Below are 17,642 nucleotides of genomic sequence, written 5' to 3' on the forward strand. Positions count from 1 at the left end.
CGAAAGGCGGCTTATCCCGAAGGACCGTCTTCTTCGCAGCAGATAGCATCAGGCGTTCGCGCCGTTATCGACGAGGATCGATGTGCCGGTCACCGCACCTGCCTCGGGCGAGGCAAGATAGGCCACGGCAGCGGCGACATCGTCGGGCACGGCGAAGCGCTTCAGCGCGGTTCGTGCGATCTGTGGGGCGGAATGTTCGCCCGCCGCGGGGTTCATGTCTGTGTCGGTCGATCCGGGGTGGACCGTGTTGACCGTAATTTCGCGCTCGGCAAGATCTCGCGCGAGCGCCTGGTTCATCATGGTCAGGCCAGCCTTGCTGGCGGCATAGGCGGCCAAGCCGGGATCCGGTGCCTGAGTCGCCAGATTGCTGCCGATCCCGATGATGCGCCCCCCTCTGCCCATATGCTTCAGCACCGCCTGAATCGCAACGAAAGGCGCGCGCAGATTGACCGCGATCGAGGTGTCGAAGTCGTCCAGAGTCAGCGACCCGACCGGTCCGACCGCGAATATCCCGGCGTTGTTCACGAGAATATCGATCCCGCCGAAAGCATCCGCCACCTGTTCGACCGCCGCGGTAACCGCGCCGGCATCGCGGTTATCCGCCCCGATCGCCAAAGCGCGCCGACCCGTTGCTTCGATCCCGCTCACGACCTCGGCAGCAGCGGCGGCCGATGTCGCATAAGTGATCGCCACATCTGCGCCTTCGCGTGCCAGTCGGCGCGCAATGGCCGCCCCGATTCCCCGGCTGCCACCTGTCACCAGCGCTCGCTTGCCATCCAGTCGTGTCATCTGCACCTCCATATATGTAGTGATTGATACAGATATGGAGGTGCTTGGCCCCGCTGGTCAATACCTTTATATAGCGGGCGTTATAAAAATGAGGTTTTCTATGGCTGAACGCGGACGGCCGCGCGGTTTCGACCGTACCGAGGCACTCGAACGGGCAATGGATCTGTTCTGGCGCGAGACATACGAGGGCGCGTCCCTCGCGGATCTGACCGGCGCAATGGGTATCGCCGCCCCGAGCCTCTACGCCGCCTTCGGCAGCAAGGAGCAGTTGTTTCGCGAGGTGGTGGAGCATTACGCAAACACTCAGGACTGCGGGATCTGGCAAACGCTGGACGAGGTCGACGATATACGTTCGGCGGTAGAGGGGTTTCTCCTCGCCACGGCTGACGCCTATTCGACCGGCGAGACGCCGCCGGGATGCCTCATTGTCCTGGGCGCCCAGCATGGCCTGGACGACGGCAGCCCGGCTCGCCGCGAGCTGCGGGAACGGCGCAGGGACAATCGTCGCAGGCTTGCCGCACGGTTCGATCGCGCCATCGCCGAAGGGGCGCTGCCTGGCGATTTCCCGTCCCACGACGCAGCGGCATTCTATCTCAGCGTGCAGACCGGCATGTCGTTGCTGGCGCGCGACGGCGCTGATCGCGCCTGCCTCAGGGCTGTGGCGCAGGGGGCCATGCTGGGCTGGGACCATTGGATCGAAGGTGCGCTGGGCGGCTGAGAGGCGCCTGGCCATCGCTTCGTTGACAGCGTGGGACAACTGCGCCACGAAATGATGAATGGCTCGCGGAAACAAGCGTTCGACAATCGTCGATGTCGCCAAGCTGGCGGAAGTCTCGCCCAAAAGCGTGTCCCGCGTGTTCAACAACGAACCGCACATTACCCCGGCACTGCGCAAGAAGGTTCTGCGCGCGGCGGAACAGCTCAACTACCATCCCAATGTTATGGCGCAGGGGCTGGTGCGGCGCCAATCCTACCTTATCGGACTGGTCTATGAAAAGCCCAGCCCGAGCTATGTTGTCGAACTGCAGCGGGGTGCGCTGGAACGGCTGCATGGCGAACGCTACCGGCTGATCGTGCTGCCAGTCGAATCGGTCGGCGATCATCCGAAGGACGTGGTGGACACGATCCGTTCGGCTGCGCTTGACGGGGTCATTCTTGCCCCGCCCGCGGCCGACCACCCCGATGTGCTCGACGGCTTGGTCCAGGCCCGCATTCCCTTCGCCCGCATCACCCCGCAATCGCGTGAAGGTCTCGGCCTGGCGACGACGATGGACGGCATCGCCGCGGCGCGCGAGATCGCCGAACACGTCATTGGCTATGGTCACAGGCGTATCGCGATTATCAAGGGCGACCCGGACCACCCGGTCAGCGCGCAGCGACTGATTGCCTATCGTGCAGCCTTTGAAGAAGCGGGAATCGAATATCTTCCCGAACTGGTCGAAGCGGGGGACTTCAGCTTCGAATCCGGTTACGAGGCGACCAAGCGGATCCTCTCGCGAAAATTGCGCCCGACCGCCATCCTCGCGCAGAACGATGACATGGCCGTGGGCGCAATTTCCGCCGCGCGTGAGCTTGGTTTCGAGGTTCCGGGCGACCTCAGTGTGGCGGGCTTCGACGACTCCGAAATCGCGCGCGTGGTCTGGCCGCGTCTGACCACGGTGCGCCAGCCGGTCGTGGAAATGGCCCATACCGCTGCGGACATGTTGATAAGGCAGCTCGCCGGCGAAGATCCGGGGCCGACCGTGGTTCACGCGCATAGCCTGATCGAACGACTGACCGTAGCGGCACCGCCAGCAGAGGCGTGAACCTGGCCCGCTTAGCTGTAGGCTGGGGCGGGAAAGGGCAATGGCGGCCGTTGCTGTGGCAAGGGCCGCCATCACGTTTTCGGAATCGCGCGAGTATCAGAAGGTGAATTTGACCCCGCCGTAGATCCGCCGCGAGCCGGATTGATAGCGGAAGGGCAATTCCGGGAACTGCAGATAGACGCTGGAGTTCGCCTTGGTGATATTGATTGCCTCGGCAAAAACCTCGAAGTTGTCGGTCAGCTGGTAACTGATCTGACCGTCGAGCTGGCCGTAGGATTTCTGATAGATCCCCATCGTCCGCGTGACCGACCCGTCGGCAAAGCTGAAATTGCCCATGTATTGCTTCGAACGCCAGCTGTACGATGCGCGTGCGGCAAAGCCCGAGTGTTCGAAGTAGACCTGACCGTTGGCCGAATGCTTCGACACCCCGGGCAGGGGCAGCTTGTCGTCGAAATCGGTGCTGAAGTCGGTTTCGGTGTCCGAGAATGTGTAGTTCGCGGTGAAGCCCAGACCGAAATCGAACGCATATTGCGCCGCCAGCTCCAGGCCCCTGACCCGTCCCCCGGAACCGTTAGCCGGCTGGGACACCGGCCCCATGCGCCCGCCGCCCTGATCGTTGACGAAGACCGTCACGGTTTCGTTGACGATGAAGCTGTCCACTTCCTTCCAGAACAGCCCTGCCGAAAGCAGTCCCTGATCGCCGAAATAGTGTTCGAAGCCCAGATCGAACTGATAGGCGCGGAACGGATCGAGCTCTGCATTGCCGCGCTTGCCGTTGGTGAACTTGAACAGGTCGTCCGCCGGGTCGCGGGTGAACGTGGTGGAGAACCCTTCGCCCAGCGAAACCAGCGGCTGGCGGGCGACAACCCGCGCAGCGGAGAAGCGAACCTTGCTGCCTTCCGCCACGTCGAACACCGCGTTCGCGCTCGGCAGGAAATCGGTATAACTGCGGACGACGGTATTGGTCGTATAATCGCGCAGCACACCATTCCAGCTGTCCGTGCCCCAATAGCTGGGATCGGCATTGGCTGGCTGGTTCTGGTCCACCGTAAGGTTGGTGTTGACCACCCGCAGACCCACGTTGACGTGGTAGGAATCGTCCGGCCCGCCCAGGTCGGCCATGAGATAGCCAGACTTGGTCTCCTCCTTCACCCGGTAGCTTTGCAGCGGATCTTCGAAGAAGGTGAAGGACGTATCCGGATAGAGCGCCTGAATCCATTCGAGGGCGTTCGTCATTTGCGAACGATCGGCAACCAGCACCGTATCGCCCTGTATCCGGCCGCCGCCGGCGAAGTTGCGGATCGCTTCCATCCGCTCGGGATTGCTCACCAGGGTTTGATACGGCGTGATCAGTGCCGGCGAATTGCCGAAGCGGGTACAGCCGGCAAATGCCGCGGGCTTGTTGGGTTCGGGCAAGTCGCAAATCTTGTAGCCGATCGCCCCGTCCTGGAAATAGCCATAGGGCGTCCAGTTGTAGGAATAACCGTCCACACGCTCATCTTCGGGAATCGCGGTGGCGTCGAGCTCACCCTTGCCGCTGTAATCGGCGAGATAGCGGCCCGAGACGAAATCGACCGTGCGCTGGCCATAGCGGAAGCCCGCGCTGAGGGTGATCGTGTCTTCGAAACCGTCGGCGACATCATAAGCGAAATCGCCGCGGATCGAATGGCCATCGATGTCGGAACGATCGCCGAAAGCCCAGTGCGATTTGAAGAAGCCGTAATCGGGATTGCTGAACAGATCCTGCGGGCTGCCGGGCGCTATACCGAAGCTGGGGAAATCGCCGTTGGTATAAGTGAAATCGAATGTCGGGGGGGCGTCTGCATTCGGCGTGAAGCCGGGTTGCGGCCCCGAGGTGCCCGGCCCGCGCACGCCATAGGCAGTATACCGCACGTCATTGTTGGCCACTTCGCGCTTCATGCTCGACGATGCATAGTTGGCCATGACAGATGCGCGGAAATTGGTGTCGTTGTCCCATTCCAGCGCGAACTGCACATTGTCCGCCTTGATGTTGGACACGTCGACGAACGAAATCGCCTCGGCAGACTGGGCGCGCACCGTGCCCTGGGTCAGGACGCCGTTTTCGTTGATCGAATAGTCGCCCACCAGGCCCTGCGATTCGCCCTGGCCGAAGGGAAATTTGACCGAAGCTTCGCGCGTATCGATCTTCATGTCCGAATGGAAATACTGCGCGCTGACTTCCAGCGTATCGGTCGGGCGATAAGTAATCCCCAGCGATGCACCCCAACGCCGGCGATACTGGTCGCGATCGGTGACGTATCGATATTCGGGCGCGTAATAGTTGGTCGGCACGGTCGCCGTGTCTCGCCGCCCCTCGTCAAATGCCCAGTTGCCGCGATTGTCACCGCCCAGCACGTTGACGTGGTTGTTGGTCTTTTCATAACTGAAGGAGGCGATAACGCCGAGCCGGTCATTGAAATTATAACCAATGACGGCCGCACCCGCCGGCTCCCAGCCCGCGATTTCGCTGCCCTTGCTCATCTTCGCGTTGCCCGCCAGCGTCAGGCCGGACTTCAGATCGAGCGGATTGCGCGTCTTGAGATTGACGATGCCGCCGAGCCCGCCTTCAAGCAGCGAGGCATTGGGCGATTTGAACACTTCGATCCCGCCGATCAGCTCGGAAGGCACGCCTTCGAGACTGTCGTAGCGGTTATAGTTTCCCTCGCCGACCTTGTAGACTTCCAGGCCACTGACGAAGAGCTCGCCATTCAGCAGCGTGACGTTCTGCTCCAGCCCGCGAATGCGCACTTTGGAGCCCTGGCCGTTTTCGCGGTCGATCTGGATGCCGGGCAGGCGCTGCAGCGATTCGGCCACGTTCTGGTCGGGGAACTTGCCAATATCCTCTGCCGTGACCGATTCGATGATCAGGTTCGATTCGCGCTTGGCGTTCAGCGCGCTTTCCAGCGAAGCCCTGAAGCCGGTGACGACGATAACGTTCTCGCCCGCTTCCTCGCTTACCGCCTGTCCCGTGTCGGTCGCATCCTGCGCCTGCGCGAACGCCGGTGCGGAACCGGCCCCCAATGCCAGTACCGATGCGGCGGCCAGGAACGTCGACCGGTTGCGTAAAATTCCGCTGTGCATTTCAGTATCCTCCCCAAACCGCATCTTCGCGTGCGGATCTTTCGTGGTGTGCCGGCCCCCTGCCTCCGACTCGGAGAGCAGTCGACCTGACGTGACTTTACTGGTTGCATATTTCTGTCAACGTTGTCAAACAACATGCATCATTCGCTGAAAAATCGCGCTTTTCCGCGAGGTTTCTGTCAAGGTTGTCAGGGCCGATCGGGCCGGAAACGCGCCGATTGGGGTCGTATGGGATGGGATCTATGCTTTCGAAAATGCTTCTTTTGACAGCGGCCGCAGCCGCGCTCGCGGTGCCGGCACACAACGCCGCCCAGGCCCGCGATACGGCGATCAGCCCTTCGGGCAAAGCCACCGTCCATCCCGAACAATGGCCCGAAGTCGCCTTTCCCAAGGTGCTGACCGAGGAAGGCGAAGCGCATGTGCAGGCGCTGCTCGCGCAGATGACGCTCCGACAGAAGGTGGGCCAGATCATCCAGGCCGATATCGCCAGCGTGACGCCCGAAGAAGTGCGCGAATATCGGCTCGGGTCGATACTCAACGGCGGCAACTCGGGGCCCTGGGGCGACGATCTCGCCCCCGCGGCGAAGTGGCTCGAACTCGCCGATGCGTTCTACGATGCTTCAATGGACGTGCCCCCCGGCGAACCTGCGATCCCGGTCGTATGGGGCACGGATGCGGTGCACGGGCACAGCAACATTGTCGGCGCGACGATATTTCCGCACAACGTGGGGCTCGGCGCCGCTCGCGATCCCGAACTGATCGAGCGCATCGGGCAAGTCACTGCGGTTGAGATTCGCGTTACCGGTCAGGAATGGACCTTCGCCCCCACTGTCGCGGTACCGCAGGATTATCGCTGGGGCCGCGCCTACGAAGGGTACTCTTCCGATCCCGCGCTGGTCGCCGCCTATGTCGGCAGCATGATTCGCGGGTTGCAGGGGCCGCCTTCGGTCGCGCCGATCCTTGCCGGGCCGCACGTCGCCGCCTCCACCAAGCACTACCTCGCCGATGGCGCCACCACCGATGGCAAGGACCAGGGCGATGCGGCGATTTCCGAACTCGAGCTGCGGCTGGTGCATGGCGCGCCTTATATTCCCGCAATAGAAAACGGCGTCGCCACGATAATGACCAGCTTTTCCAGCTGGAACGGGGTCAAGCTGTCGGCCCATCGCGGACTTGTGTCCGACGTGCTGAAAGGACGCATGAATTTCGGCGGTCTGGTCGTCACGGACTGGAATGCGCACGGGCAGGTGGCAGGCTGCACCAATGCCAGCTGTCCCAAGGCAATCGATGCGGGAATCGACATGCTGATGGCGCCCGACAGCTGGCGCGACCTTTACGACTACACGCTGTCGCAGGTCCGCGACGGCACGATTCCCATGGAACGGCTGGACGATGCGGTGGCGCGCGTGTTGCGCGTCAAACAACGGCTGGGCCTGTTCGAAATGGGCAAGCCTTCGCAGCGCGCCCTGTCCGGGCGCTACGAACTGCTAGGCGCGGCAGACCATCGCGCCGTCGCGCGAGAGGCGGTGCGCAAGTCGCTGGTCTTGCTCAAGAACACCGGCGTCCTGCCGCTCAGGCCCGATGCGCGGATTCTCGTTGCGGGCGATGCGGCGGACGATATCGCGCGCCAGTCGGGCGGATGGACATTGAGCTGGCAGGGGACCGGGCTCGACAACAGCCTGTTTCCAGGCGCAACGTCACTGTGGGACGGCATCGAACAGGCCGTAACGTCCGCCGGGGGCAGTGCTGAACTGTCTGTCGGCGGTGAATATGCCGCCCGCCCCGACGCGGCGATCGTTGTCTTCGGCGAAACGCCTTACGCAGAGTTTCAGGGCGACATTGCCTCGCTGCAATTGCGCCCCGAACTGCGCAGGCCGATCGCGACGATGCGGCGCCTGAAGGAAGAAGGCATTCCCGTGGTCGCCGTAATGATCACCGGTCGCCCGCTTTACGTGAACGAGGCACTCAATGTCGCTGACGCCTTTGTTACCGCCTGGCTGCCGGGTTCGGAGGGAGGCGGAGTGGCCGATGTGATGTTCGCAGGGACGGATGGCGAACCGGTCCATGATTTCCAGGGCCTGCTGCCAGCCGCGTGGCCCGCCAGCGCGCGGCATGATGGGGAAACGCTGTTCCCCTTCGGCTATGGCCTGCGCTACGCGGATGGACCGGGCGCGTGGACACCCTTGCCCGAAGACAGCGGCGTAAGCGACGACGGCAGTGATGGGGGCGTATTTTTCGAACGCGGCCTCCCCGCGTCGTCATGGTCGCTCACCGTGTCGCGTTCCGATGGCGGCGAATCGCTGCGCGTAACCACCGTTCCCGCTGAAGCCGTGCAGGGTCGTGTGCGCATCACCGCCAGTGATTACGGCGTGCAGGAAGGCGCGCGCAGCTTCACCATCGATCCCCATCCTGACGGAGCTGCAATCGAACTCGGCACATTCGATCCGATCGACCTATCGCGCCAGACCAACGGCGACATGCTGCTTCTCGCCACCGTTCGGCTGGACGCCCGGCTTTCGCAGGCACCGCGCGTGGCCGTGCGCTGCGAAGGCGCGGATTGCAAAGGGGAAGTTCCGATCGCCGAGTTTGGGACGCTGCCCGTCGGAGAATGGCGGACCCTGGGCGTGCCCCTCAAATGCTTCCAGACTGCGGGCGCCGAGATGGGCGCGATCAGCGCTCCGTTCCGCCTGACGACTTCGGGACCGGCACGCTTCAGCCTGGCGCGCGTGGCCCTGGGCAGTCTGTCCGATGTCGATGTCCTTGCCGGTTGCCCGACCGACTGATGCAGCTGCCGCGTCACATTATGCGGGGAAGGCACGCGGGCGTTCGCGCACGCCCAGAATCACGATAGCACCAAGGGCCTTGAGCGCAGCGAAAGTCAGCAGCACGGGCGTGAAGTTTTCCGGTGTGGCCAGGTGCCAGACGATCAGGGTCCCGATAATTGCCGGTACGGTATTGGTCAGGTTGACCAGACCCAGGTCGCACCCCCTCCGGTCCGGTCTCGGGAGCAATTGCATGGCGAAAGTGACATGCAGGCTCAGGAACACCGCGGTGCCGGTCGCATAGACGCAGAATGCAACCGCCCCGTGCCAGGCGGTTTCCGCGAATGCCATCCCGATCAGGCCCACCGTTCCGACCAGAGCTGCACCAAACAGAAACGGCTTGCGCGTCCCTGCCAGGTCGGACCACCGGCCAATCACCAGCGCAACCGGCAGGGGGATGATGTAGGAAATCGTCAGCACGCGACCGACCAGTCCGGCTGCATCGCCTTCGACAAGCGTCAGCGTCTTGAAATAATAAAGCAGGTAGAGCGTCAGGGTCGCGCAGCTCAGCTGGACGAGCAGCCGGGAGATCGAGGCTATCAGGATGTCGCGTCGCTCCCACGGTATCGCAAGTTCCGGTGCGAGGACTTCCTTGCTGGGGCGCAGTGCCAGCAAGGGCAGGATCAGCGCGAAGGCAGCAGCGGGGACCAGGGCGAACCGGGCCATCTGCGCCAGATCGGCTTCCGCCAGAAGCACGACCGCGAAGGCGGCCGCGACGGGATTGCCCAGTGCCAGCATCCCGCCCGCTATGCCTTTCCGCCTGGCCGGCACTTCTTCTGCGATGATTGCAAATAGCGGCGCGAGCACTGCGTTGATTGCCGCTTGCGCCAGTGCGACCGCGAGCACCAGTTGCGCCGGCGTCCCGGCCAGACTCAGACCGATATAAGACACCCCCAGTGCGACCAGTCCCCCCACCACCCAGCGCCGACGCCCGCCCCCTTTCGTCGCCGAAAGATCGCTCAGCCAGCCGAACAGGATGTTGGCCCCACTGGCGACAATTCCGCCGACGACCGCTGTCGCGGTCAGCAGGTCGATCTTGGCCAGTTCGTCCAGGGCCTCCACCCTCAGCGGCAGCAGGAGGGTGAACAAGGGAAGATAGGCAACCACACCGCCGGCATTGGCCAGCGCGACTGCCAGAAGGAGCGCCGCCGTGCGCGTGCGGGGCTGGAGCCTGTCCATCAGGCCCTCGCCTTGCCGACCATAAATGCGCAAGGCAATCCGGCGCGACTTGCCGGGTTCAGTTTGCAACAGGGCGTCGGGCGTAAATGCCGAACACCGCGATTACTGCATAACAGGCGGCGGGCAGCACCAGTGAGAAGGCGAGGCTGCCGCTGAGATCGGCCAGCGCGCCGGTGGCCAGCGGGATAACCGCTCCGCCGAAGATCGCGACATTGATGATCCCCGATCCATCGGCCGCACGGCTGCCCAGCCGCTCGCAGGCGAGCGAGAAGATGGTCGGGAACATGATCGAGTTCATCAGGCCGATCGCCAGCAGGCTGTAGGCGGCCAGCGTGCCGCTGCTGTTGGTCGACAACGCGATCAGGGCGATCGCACCGACTGCCACGGCGGCAAGGATCTTGCCCGGGCTCACCATGCGCAGCAGCGCCGAGCCGATAAACCGGCCCACCATCGCGCCGCCCCAGTAGAGGCTGACCATCCACCCGATGGCGTTCTCGGGCTCGCCCAGAACATCGTCGAGCATCAGATAGTTGATCACGACCGAGCCGATCGCGACCTCGGCGCCGACATAGAGGAAGATGCACAGCGCGCCGAAGCCGAAGCGCGGGCGCTTGAGCAGGTCAAAACCGGCCAGCCCGCTAGAGGCTTCGTGCTTTTCGCCCTGCAGCCGGTTGCGAAACAGCCAGACCGCGCCCGCGACCACGGTAATCGCCACCGCGAGGCCGAGATAGGTCTTCACGATCATCGCCGATTCCGCGGTGCGATAGGCGGCCAGCGCGGCGCCTTCGAAATCCTCCGCCGAGACATCGGCAAGCTGGCCGAGGATCAGTCCGGCGCCCACCAGCGGGAAGACGAAGGTGCCGAAGGAGTTGAATGCCTGGGCGAAGGTCAGCCGGCTGTGCGCGGTCTTCTGCGGGCCCAGCAGGCTGATCAGCGGATTGGCCACCACCTGCACGATCACCACCCCGCTGGCGAGGATGAACAAGGCCAGCAGGAACAGCGGATAGGTCGCGGTGGTGCTGGCGGGGATGAACAGCAGGCAGCCCGCGGTCATCGTCATCAGCCCGGCCACCGCGCCGCGCATGTAGCCGATCCGCTTGACCAGTTTCGCCCCCGGGATGCCAATGACGAGATAGGCGGCGAAGAAGCAGAATTGCACCAGCATCGCCTGCGTATAATTGAGCGTGAACAGTTCTTTCAGCTTCGGGATGAGGATATCGTTGAGGCTCGTGATCCCGCCGAAGATAAAGAACAGCGCGAAGACGAAGGGCGGCAGGCTGGGCGCATGGACATGGCCCTCCCCTTCGGCCGGCGCCGGATCGCTCGAGGAGATTTCCTTCGCCGTGATCGCTGCGGAATCCGTCACCACCAACTTCCCTCCCGATACTGGTCCGCCGCCTCTCGTGTGCAGGGTGCCTGTCTCAGGGAATATGAGGGCAAGCCTCTATTGTCAACGTTGTCAGGGAACGGCGGCGCCTCACGGGAATGCGCCCTGATCTGTGCCGACAATATCGACGGGCCACCCGTTTCGACGAAGCGCTGACTTCGGAGCCGAAGCCCCGGATTCGGCGGCCATCGCCGAACAGCACCAGCAAATTTTCATGGATCGCGGCGCTGACATCGCCAGCACCGGAAAGGATGGTGCTGCTGGGGAGGATTGAACTCCCGACCTCACCCTTACCAAGGGTGCGCTCTACCACTGAGCTACAGCAGCGCCTGACAAGGCGGGCGCGCTATTGTCGCGCACCATACGAAAGTCAAGCCAAGCTTGAGCCTTGCCGGCATTCGCGGCAAGACAATTCGATGTCACACGATCCCGACACCAAGATGACGCGCGAGGAGCGGCTCGCCGCAAAGCTGCGCGAGAACCTGCGCCGGCGCAAGGCACAGTCGCGCGGGCAAACCGGCGCATTAGCGGGCGAATCGGAGGACAGCAGGCTTTCCAATCGGGACATGAAAAGCTAACCGCACACCCCCGACCGATAAGAGGAGCCTTCGCTTGCCCACGCTGATCCTAGTCCGTCACGGCCAGAGCCAATGGAATCTGGAAAATCGCTTCACCGGATGGTGGGATGTCGACCTGACCGACAAGGGCGTATCCGAAGCGATCGCGGCAGGCGAACTGCTGGCGGCGAAAAACGTTCTACCCACTCGCGCCTTTACGTCATTGCAGACCCGCGCGATCCGCACACTGCATCTCGCGCTGGAAGCGTGCGGACGGCTGTGGATACCCGAAACCAAGAACTGGCATCTCAACGAGCGGCACTATGGCGGGCTGACGGGGCTCGACAAGCAGGAGACGCGCGATCGCCACGGCGACGAGCAGGTCCATATATGGCGCCGCAGCTTCGACGTGCCGCCGCCGGTGATGGAAGACGGCAGCGATTACGATCTGGCCGCCGATGCGCGCTATGCCGGGATCGACGTTCCCAGAACCGAAAGCCTGAAGCTGACCATTGAGCGGGTCCTCCCCTATTGGGAAAGCGAGATCCTGCCGGTTCTGGCCAGCGGCGAAACGGTGATCGTTTCCGCCCACGGCAATTCGCTGCGCGCGCTGGTCAAACATCTTTCGGGCATTTCGGACGACGACATTACCGGTCTGGAAATCCCGACCGGCCAGCCGATCGTCTACGAATTCGACGACGCAATGAACCCGGGCGAACGCCAGTATCTGAAGGATCGCTGAGATGGGTGCCGACAGCGAAGCCGGCACGGGGCCGAAAGTCGCCATCGTCATGGGCAGCCAGTCCGACTGGCCGACAATGCAGTGCACGGCCGAGGTGCTCGACGAACTTGGCGTCCCCTACGACGCGCGGATCGTTTCAGCGCACCGCACCCCCGACCGCATGTACGCTTTTGGCAAAGGGGCAGCGGACGAGGGGTTTCGCGTCATCGTGGCCGGGGCCGGCGGTGCGGCGCACTTGCCGGGAATGCTCAGCGCGCTGACCCATCTGCCGGTGCTGGGCGTGCCGGTCGAATCGAAGGCGCTTTCGGGGCAGGACAGCCTGCTTTCCATCGTCCAGATGCCCGCCGGGGTCCCAACCGGCACGCTCGCGATCGGAAAGGCGGGGGCGACCAACGCCGGCCTGCTCGCCGCTGCGATTCTGGCGCTTGGCGATGCCGACCTTTCGCGCCGATTGCAGGACTGGCGCGCCGCACGCGGGGCCGCCGTGGCGGAGCGGCCCGAAAACGCATGATCCAGCCGGGGGGGACAATCGGCATCCTGGGCGGCGGACAGCTCGGGCGGATGATAGCGGTGGCCGCCGCCCAGCTCGGCTATCGCTGCCATGTCTATGAACCCGGGCGCGCCAGCGTCGCTGCCGAGGTCAGCGCGCAATTCACGTGTGCGCCCTGGAACGACGAGGCCGCGTTGGGCCGGTTTGCGGAATCCTGCGACGTGATAACGTGGGAGTTCGAGAACGTGCCGGTCGGGCCGCTGGCCGCGATCGAACCACTGCTCGCCCCCCATCCTCGCGCGCTCGAAACGGCGCAGGACCGGCTGAAGGAAAAGCGTTTTGTCGAAGGGCTCGGCGGTGTGCCCGCTGCCTACGCGACTGTCGATACGGCGGAAGAGCTGGTCGCCGCCGTCGACCGGATCGGCGCGCCCGGCATCCTGAAAACCCGCCGCGACGGTTACGACGGCAAGGGCCAATGGCGCATCCAGACAGCCCGCGATGCCGACGCGATCCGTCTGCCCGATGCGCCGACGATCTACGAAGGGTTCGTCGAATTCGCATGCGAGTTCTCGGTCATCCTCGTGCGCGGTCGCGATGGCGAGGTGCGCTTCTGGGACAGCCCGGAAAACACCCATGTCGGCGGCGTGCTCTCCACGTCCACCCTGCCCGCCAATGCGATGGTGATCGAACAGACGCCCGCCGCGCGCGCCCTGGCCGCGCAGGCTGCCGAAGCGCTGGGATATGTCGGCGTGCTGACGCTGGAGTTCTTCGCCACCGGCGAAGGGCCGGTGTTCAACGAAATGGCGCCCCGAGTGCACAATTCGGGCCACTGGACGATCGAGGGCGCGGCCACCAGCCAGTTCGAGAATCACGTGCGCGCGATCTGCGGACTGCCGCTGGGCGACACCGCGACGACCGCCGGCAGCGTGGTGATGTCGAACATTATCGGCGAAGATGTATCGAGCGCGCATGATTGCCTGAACGATCCCGACGCCCACCTCCACCTCTACGGCAAGCATCAGGCACGCCCAGGGCGCAAGATGGGGCACGTGACGCGAATTGGTGGGCGGTGACGATGCCGCAATCGATTTTCTGCATTTTTGCCCGTGCGGCCAATGGCGTTATCGGCGACCGGGGCCGGCTGCCCTGGCATATCCCGGCCGACCTCAAGCGATTCAAGGCGCTGACGATGGGCAAGCCGATGATCATGGGGCGCAAGACGTTCGAAAGCCTTCCCGGCCTGCTGCCCGGTCGCCGCCATGTCGTTCTGACCCGGCGTGAGCGCTGGGCCTGCGAAGGCGCCCATGTCGCCCGTTCGCCGCAGGAGGCGCTCGCGCTGGCCGGGGACGAAGAGGCGGAGATCGCAGTGATCGGCGGCGCGGCGATCTTCGACGTCTTCCTGCCGCTGGCGAACCGGGTCGAGCTGACCGAGATCCACGCCGATTACGAAGGCGACGTGCTGATGCCCCGGCTCAGCCCCGAATGGGCGGAAACCGCGCGCGAATCGCATCCGGCCAGCGGAGAGACACCCGCGTTCGATTTCGTTACCCTGCGGCAGGAGGCGGCGTGAAGCGCTGGCTCGCCTGGGGCGCACTGGGGCTGCTGGTCCTGGCCGCAATCGGTTTCTTCGCATTCGCGCCCGGAATTGCCGAGCGCGGCATGAACCGGATCGACGGCAAGCCGCTGATCGCGGTTTCCGACGAAGCACAGGCGCTGCACGAAACGCTGACGATCGTCGATCTGCATTCCGACACCCTGTTGTGGGATCGCGACCTGCTCTCCCATGCGAATCGCGGGCACGAGGATCTGCCGCGGATGGAAGCCGGCAACGTCGCGCTGCAGATCTTCTCCAGCGTCACCAAGACGCCGAAAGATCAGAATTACGAGGCGAACGATGCGGATAGCGACAATATCACCGCGCTGGTGATCGCGCAGTTGCAGCCGATCCGCACCTGGACATCGCTGCTCGAGCGTTCGCTCTATCATGGCGAGAAGCTCGATCGCGCGGTGGCGGATGCCAAGGGGCGTTTGCTGAAAGTCGCCGCGCCCGAGGATGTCGCCGGCCTTCTCGCGCGCCGGCAAAGTTCGGCAACCGGCCCGGTGGGCGCAATGCTCTCGATCGAAGGGTTGCAGAACCTCGAAGGCGATCTCGCCAATCTCGACCGGCTCCACACCGCGGGCTTTCGCATGGCGGGGCTGACCCATTTCTTCGACAACGATCTTGCCGGGTCGATGCACGGTATCGAGAAGGGCGGGCTGACCGCTAAGGGGCGCGAGGCGATCCGGCGCATGGAAGACCTGGGCATGATCGTCGATATCGCGCACTGCAGCCATGCCTGCGTGGCCGACATTCTGGCGATGGCACGGCGCCCGGTCGTCTCCAGCCACGGCGGGGTGCAGGCCACCTGCAAGGTCAACCGAAACCTCTCCGACGAGGAAATCCGCGGCGTGGCGCGCACCGGTGGCATTATCGGGATCGGGTACTGGGACGCCGCGATCTGCGATACCTCCCCCCGCGCCGCAGCGCGGGCGATGAAGCACGTGCGCGACCTGGTCGGGATCGAGCATGTGGCACTGGGCAGCGATTACGACGGGGCGACGACCGTGCGGTTCGACACCAGCCAGCTGGTTCAGGTGACGCAGGCGCTGCTGGACGAAGGATTTACCCACGAAGAGATCCGCGCGGCGATGGGCGGCAATGCCCTGCGCGTTCTGCAGGCAGGCGTTGCGCCGATGGGGCCGGTCCGATGAGGTGGCTCGACCATCGCCAGCCGCTGCCCGAAAGCCTGCGCGGCGCGATCATCGCACTGGGCAATTTCGACGGTTTCCACCTCGGCCATCAGGCTGTCGCACGCGAAGCCATCGAATGGGCACGAAGCGAAGGCCGCCCGGCAATCATCGCGACATTCGATCCGCATCCGGTGCGCTTCTTCAAACCCGACGCGGCCCCATTCCGCCTGACGACGCTGGAACAACGGCAGGAACTCTACCTCGCCGCCGGGGCGACCGCGATGCTGGTGTTCCATTTCGATGCCGAGCTGGCCGGAACCAGTGCGGAAGATTTCGTCCGCGTCCTGCTGGGCCAACGTCTGGGCGCCGCCGGCGTGGTCACGGGGGAGGATTTCACCTTCGGCAAGGGGCGCACAGGCAACCGCGCGGTGCTGGAACAGCTGGGCCGCGACGCCGGCATTGCCACACGCGCCGTCGCCCCGGTGATGGACGGCGGTGCCCCCGTATCCTCCAGCCGCGTGCGCGAGGCATTGCGCGCCGGCGACCCGGAAGAGGCCGCCCGCCTCCTTACCCGCCCCTTCGCCATTCGCGGAGTCGTGGAGCATGGCGACAAGCGCGGACGTGAAATCGGCTATCCCACCGCCAACATCGCGATCGAAAGCTACCTGCGTCCGCGTTTCGGCATCTATGCTGTGACCGGCCGGGTGCTCGCCAGCGGACACACACTGACCGGCGCGGCCAATATCGGCGTGCGACCGCAGTTTGCCCCCCCGCGCGAGTTGCTGGAGCCGCATTTCTTCGATTTCTCCGGCGACCTCTATGGACAGGAGATCGAGGTGGCGTTCCGGCATTTCCTGCGGCCCGAGGCGAAGTTCGCTTCAATCGCGGAGCTGGTCGAGCAGATGGATCGCGATTGTGCGCAGGCGCGGGATCTTCTGGGCTGATGCGCTGGCTGCGCTATCTCGCATTCGCGGCGGCACTGGCCTTCCTTGTCCTGACAGTGGTCAACGCCAGCTGGCTTGCGCCCGAACCCAAAGGCGCGGTGAAGCTGATCGCCAACGGCGGGCTGCGCCAGCTCGCCGCCCCCGATGCCCCGGTGGGTGCCGACAGGGATGCCGAGGTGGATGCGCCCTGTCCCGGCACGCGAATCGAACAGCCGGCGCACGACTATCTGGAAAACACCGCCCCTTCGATCGCGCGGGCGGCGAAGCTGGGCGCGCAGGTCATCGCAATCGACGTGGCATCGACTGCCGATGGGCAGATCGCGCTGTTTGCCGACCAAATGCTCGATTGCCGAACCGACGGCAGCGGGGCGGTAAGCGAAACCGCGATGGCAGCGCTCAAGGCGCTCGATGCCGGCCACGGCTATAGCGCGGAAGGCGGGACCTATCCGCTGCGCGGGTCCGGCACAGGCGCGATACCCAGCCTGGACGAGGCGATTCGCGCGGCAGGCCGCGCTCGCCTGCTCTATCGCTTTACGGGCCAGGAAGCGCAGGAGGCGGATCGGCTCGCCGCCGCGCTGCGTGCGGCGGGCCGCGACCCGGTGGCTGCCGGCGACGGCTTCTACGGTTCGCCCGCGCCGATCGCGCGAATCGCGCAGATCCATCCCGATGCCTGGGCTTTCTCGCCGGAAAGCGCCCGGAAATGCACCAGCGCCTACATGTGGCAGGGATGGTTCGGGATCGTGCCCGCCGCCTGCCGTGGCGGGACGATGACGATCCCGCTCGATCGCCAATGGGCCTTCGCCGGCTGGCCCAATCGGCTGATCGCGCGGATGGAGGAGGCCGGGGCACGGATCGTCGTCGTAACGGGCGGCGATGCGGCGGCCCCTGCCGGGCTGACATTCCCCGAGCAGTTGGGCGACATTCCCGCCAGCTTCAACGGCTACGCCTTCGTGGACGACGGCTTCACCGTCATCCCCGCGCTGATCAACCGGTTCGACGACCGTTCGCAGGCAGAAATCGACGCCGCGCAGGCCGCGCTCGAACGGCGGCGGGCCGCGCGGTGACGCGAACCGGCTTTATCGCGCGCGGCAATTG

The 17,642-nt window shown here is 64.5% G+C and carries 15 protein-coding genes and 1 tRNA gene; 11 read left to right on the plus strand and 5 right to left on the minus strand.

Annotated features, from left to right (window positions below):
• Positions 1-48: 48 nt before the first annotated feature.
• Positions 49-789 (minus strand): SDR family NAD(P)-dependent oxidoreductase, encoded by a 741-nt coding sequence (locus AM2010_RS10770; protein ID WP_047807916.1) that lies wholly within the window; start codon positions 787-789, stop codon positions 49-51.
• Between the two features lie 100 nt (positions 790-889).
• Here AM2010_RS10770 and AM2010_RS10775 point away from each other — a divergent pair, with 100 nt between their 5' ends.
• Together AM2010_RS10775 and AM2010_RS10780 are read left to right on the plus strand one after the other, a co-directional pair.
• Complete coding sequence (locus AM2010_RS10775) at positions 890-1,507, plus strand: TetR/AcrR family transcriptional regulator (protein WP_047807063.1); 618 nt, start codon at positions 890-892, stop codon at positions 1,505-1,507.
• Between the two features lie 58 nt (positions 1,508-1,565).
• The gene (locus AM2010_RS10780; RefSeq protein WP_053044063.1) at positions 1,566-2,594 is read left to right on the plus strand and encodes a LacI family DNA-binding transcriptional regulator; all 1,029 of its coding nucleotides are present in this window, start codon (positions 1,566-1,568) and stop codon (positions 2,592-2,594) included.
• 96 nt (positions 2,595-2,690) lie between these two features.
• Here the strand turns inward: AM2010_RS10780 and AM2010_RS10785 are convergent, their stop codons facing one another.
• Entirely contained in the window at positions 2,691-5,696 is a 3,006-nt protein-coding gene (locus AM2010_RS10785; RefSeq protein WP_047807064.1) for a TonB-dependent receptor, read from the minus strand.
• A 254-nt stretch (positions 5,697-5,950) separates the two neighbouring features.
• Between AM2010_RS10785 and AM2010_RS10790 the strand changes: the two genes are divergently transcribed.
• Positions 5,951-8,479, plus strand: coding sequence for a glycoside hydrolase family 3 protein (locus AM2010_RS10790; protein ID WP_047807918.1), 2,529 nt, complete (start codon positions 5,951-5,953; stop codon positions 8,477-8,479).
• 18 nt (positions 8,480-8,497) lie between these two features.
• Here the strand turns inward: AM2010_RS10790 and AM2010_RS10795 are convergent, their stop codons facing one another.
• The 3 genes from AM2010_RS10795 to AM2010_RS10805 all read right to left on the minus strand — a co-directional run bounded on the left by AM2010_RS10795 (position 8,498) and on the right by AM2010_RS10805 (position 11,411).
• Positions 8,498-9,697 carry an MFS transporter gene (locus AM2010_RS10795; RefSeq protein ID WP_047807065.1) on the minus strand — a complete coding sequence of 400 codons (1,200 nt, stop codon included), beginning with the start codon at positions 9,695-9,697 and terminating at the stop codon, positions 8,498-8,500.
• Between the two features lie 58 nt (positions 9,698-9,755).
• Entirely contained in the window at positions 9,756-11,045 is a 1,290-nt protein-coding gene (locus tag AM2010_RS10800) for a sugar MFS transporter (protein ID WP_047807919.1), read from the minus strand.
• Positions 11,046-11,336: 291 nt separating this feature from the next.
• Positions 11,337-11,411: transfer RNA gene (locus AM2010_RS10805), tRNA-Thr, on the minus strand.
• Between the two features lie 89 nt (positions 11,412-11,500).
• Between AM2010_RS10805 and AM2010_RS14310 the strand changes: the two genes are divergently transcribed.
• From AM2010_RS14310 to AM2010_RS10840, 8 genes are read left to right on the plus strand one after another with little or no spacing between them, the layout of a single operon-like run.
• Positions 11,501-11,662 (plus strand): hypothetical protein, encoded by a 162-nt coding sequence (locus AM2010_RS14310; protein ID WP_169747787.1) that lies wholly within the window; start codon positions 11,501-11,503, stop codon positions 11,660-11,662.
• Between the two features lie 34 nt (positions 11,663-11,696).
• Entirely contained in the window at positions 11,697-12,383 is a 687-nt protein-coding gene (gene gpmA / locus AM2010_RS10810) for a 2,3-diphosphoglycerate-dependent phosphoglycerate mutase (protein WP_047807066.1), read from the plus strand.
• 1 nt (position 12,384) lies between these two features.
• Entirely contained in the window at positions 12,385-12,894 is a 510-nt protein-coding gene (gene purE / locus AM2010_RS10815) for a 5-(carboxyamino)imidazole ribonucleotide mutase (protein ID WP_047807067.1), read from the plus strand.
• Complete coding sequence (locus AM2010_RS10820; protein WP_047807068.1) at positions 12,891-13,946, plus strand: 5-(carboxyamino)imidazole ribonucleotide synthase; 1,056 nt, start codon at positions 12,891-12,893, stop codon at positions 13,944-13,946. The genes purE and AM2010_RS10820 overlap by 4 nt, the downstream gene beginning before the upstream one ends.
• Positions 13,947-13,948: 2 nt before the next feature.
• Positions 13,949-14,443, plus strand: a complete 495-nt coding sequence (locus AM2010_RS10825; RefSeq protein WP_047807069.1) for a dihydrofolate reductase — start codon at positions 13,949-13,951, stop codon at positions 14,441-14,443.
• On the plus strand, positions 14,440-15,624 hold the full coding sequence (locus AM2010_RS10830) for a dipeptidase (protein WP_047807070.1): 1,185 nt from the start codon (positions 14,440-14,442) through the stop codon (positions 15,622-15,624). The genes AM2010_RS10825 and AM2010_RS10830 overlap by 4 nt, the downstream gene beginning before the upstream one ends.
• Complete coding sequence (locus AM2010_RS10835) at positions 15,621-16,547, plus strand: bifunctional riboflavin kinase/FAD synthetase (protein ID WP_047807071.1); 927 nt, start codon at positions 15,621-15,623, stop codon at positions 16,545-16,547. Before AM2010_RS10830 ends, AM2010_RS10835 begins: the two co-directional genes overlap by 4 nt.
• Positions 16,547-17,611, plus strand: a complete 1,065-nt coding sequence (locus AM2010_RS10840) for a glycerophosphodiester phosphodiesterase family protein (RefSeq protein WP_047807072.1) — start codon at positions 16,547-16,549, stop codon at positions 17,609-17,611. The genes AM2010_RS10835 and AM2010_RS10840 overlap by 1 nt, the downstream gene beginning before the upstream one ends.
• The last annotated feature ends 31 nt before the right edge of the window (positions 17,612-17,642 follow it).

Origin of the sequence: Pelagerythrobacter marensis, from assembly GCF_001028625.1 — a bacterium.
GTDB lineage: Bacteria > Pseudomonadota > Alphaproteobacteria > Sphingomonadales > Sphingomonadaceae > Pelagerythrobacter > Pelagerythrobacter marensis.

What these genes read in the sequence shown, in the direction of transcription:
- AM2010_RS10835 (WP_047807071.1), top strand. Translation starts at nt 15,621, where the DNA reads ATGAGGTGGCTCGACCATCGCCAGCCGCTGCCCGAAAGCCTGCGCGGC.
- AM2010_RS10785 (WP_047807064.1), bottom strand. Translation starts at nt 5,696, where the DNA reads ATGCACAGCGGAATTTTACGCAACCGGTCGACGTTCCTGGCCGCCGCA.
- purE (WP_047807067.1), top strand. Translation starts at nt 12,385, where the DNA reads ATGGGTGCCGACAGCGAAGCCGGCACGGGGCCGAAAGTCGCCATCGTC.
- AM2010_RS14310 (WP_169747787.1), top strand. Translation starts at nt 11,501, where the DNA reads ATGTCACACGATCCCGACACCAAGATGACGCGCGAGGAGCGGCTCGCC.
- AM2010_RS10770 (WP_047807916.1), bottom strand. Translation starts at nt 789, where the DNA reads ATGACACGACTGGATGGCAAGCGAGCGCTGGTGACAGGTGGCAGCCGG.
- AM2010_RS10775 (WP_047807063.1), top strand. Translation starts at nt 890, where the DNA reads ATGGCTGAACGCGGACGGCCGCGCGGTTTCGACCGTACCGAGGCACTC.
- AM2010_RS10795 (WP_047807065.1), bottom strand. Translation starts at nt 9,697, where the DNA reads ATGGACAGGCTCCAGCCCCGCACGCGCACGGCGGCGCTCCTTCTGGCA.
- AM2010_RS10840 (WP_047807072.1), top strand. Translation starts at nt 16,547, where the DNA reads ATGCGCTGGCTGCGCTATCTCGCATTCGCGGCGGCACTGGCCTTCCTT.
- AM2010_RS10825 (WP_047807069.1), top strand. Translation starts at nt 13,949, where the DNA reads ATGCCGCAATCGATTTTCTGCATTTTTGCCCGTGCGGCCAATGGCGTT.
- AM2010_RS10780 (WP_053044063.1), top strand. Translation starts at nt 1,566, where the DNA reads ATGGCTCGCGGAAACAAGCGTTCGACAATCGTCGATGTCGCCAAGCTG.
- AM2010_RS10790 (WP_047807918.1), top strand. Translation starts at nt 5,951, where the DNA reads ATGCTTCTTTTGACAGCGGCCGCAGCCGCGCTCGCGGTGCCGGCACAC.
- AM2010_RS10820 (WP_047807068.1), top strand. Translation starts at nt 12,891, where the DNA reads ATGATCCAGCCGGGGGGGACAATCGGCATCCTGGGCGGCGGACAGCTC.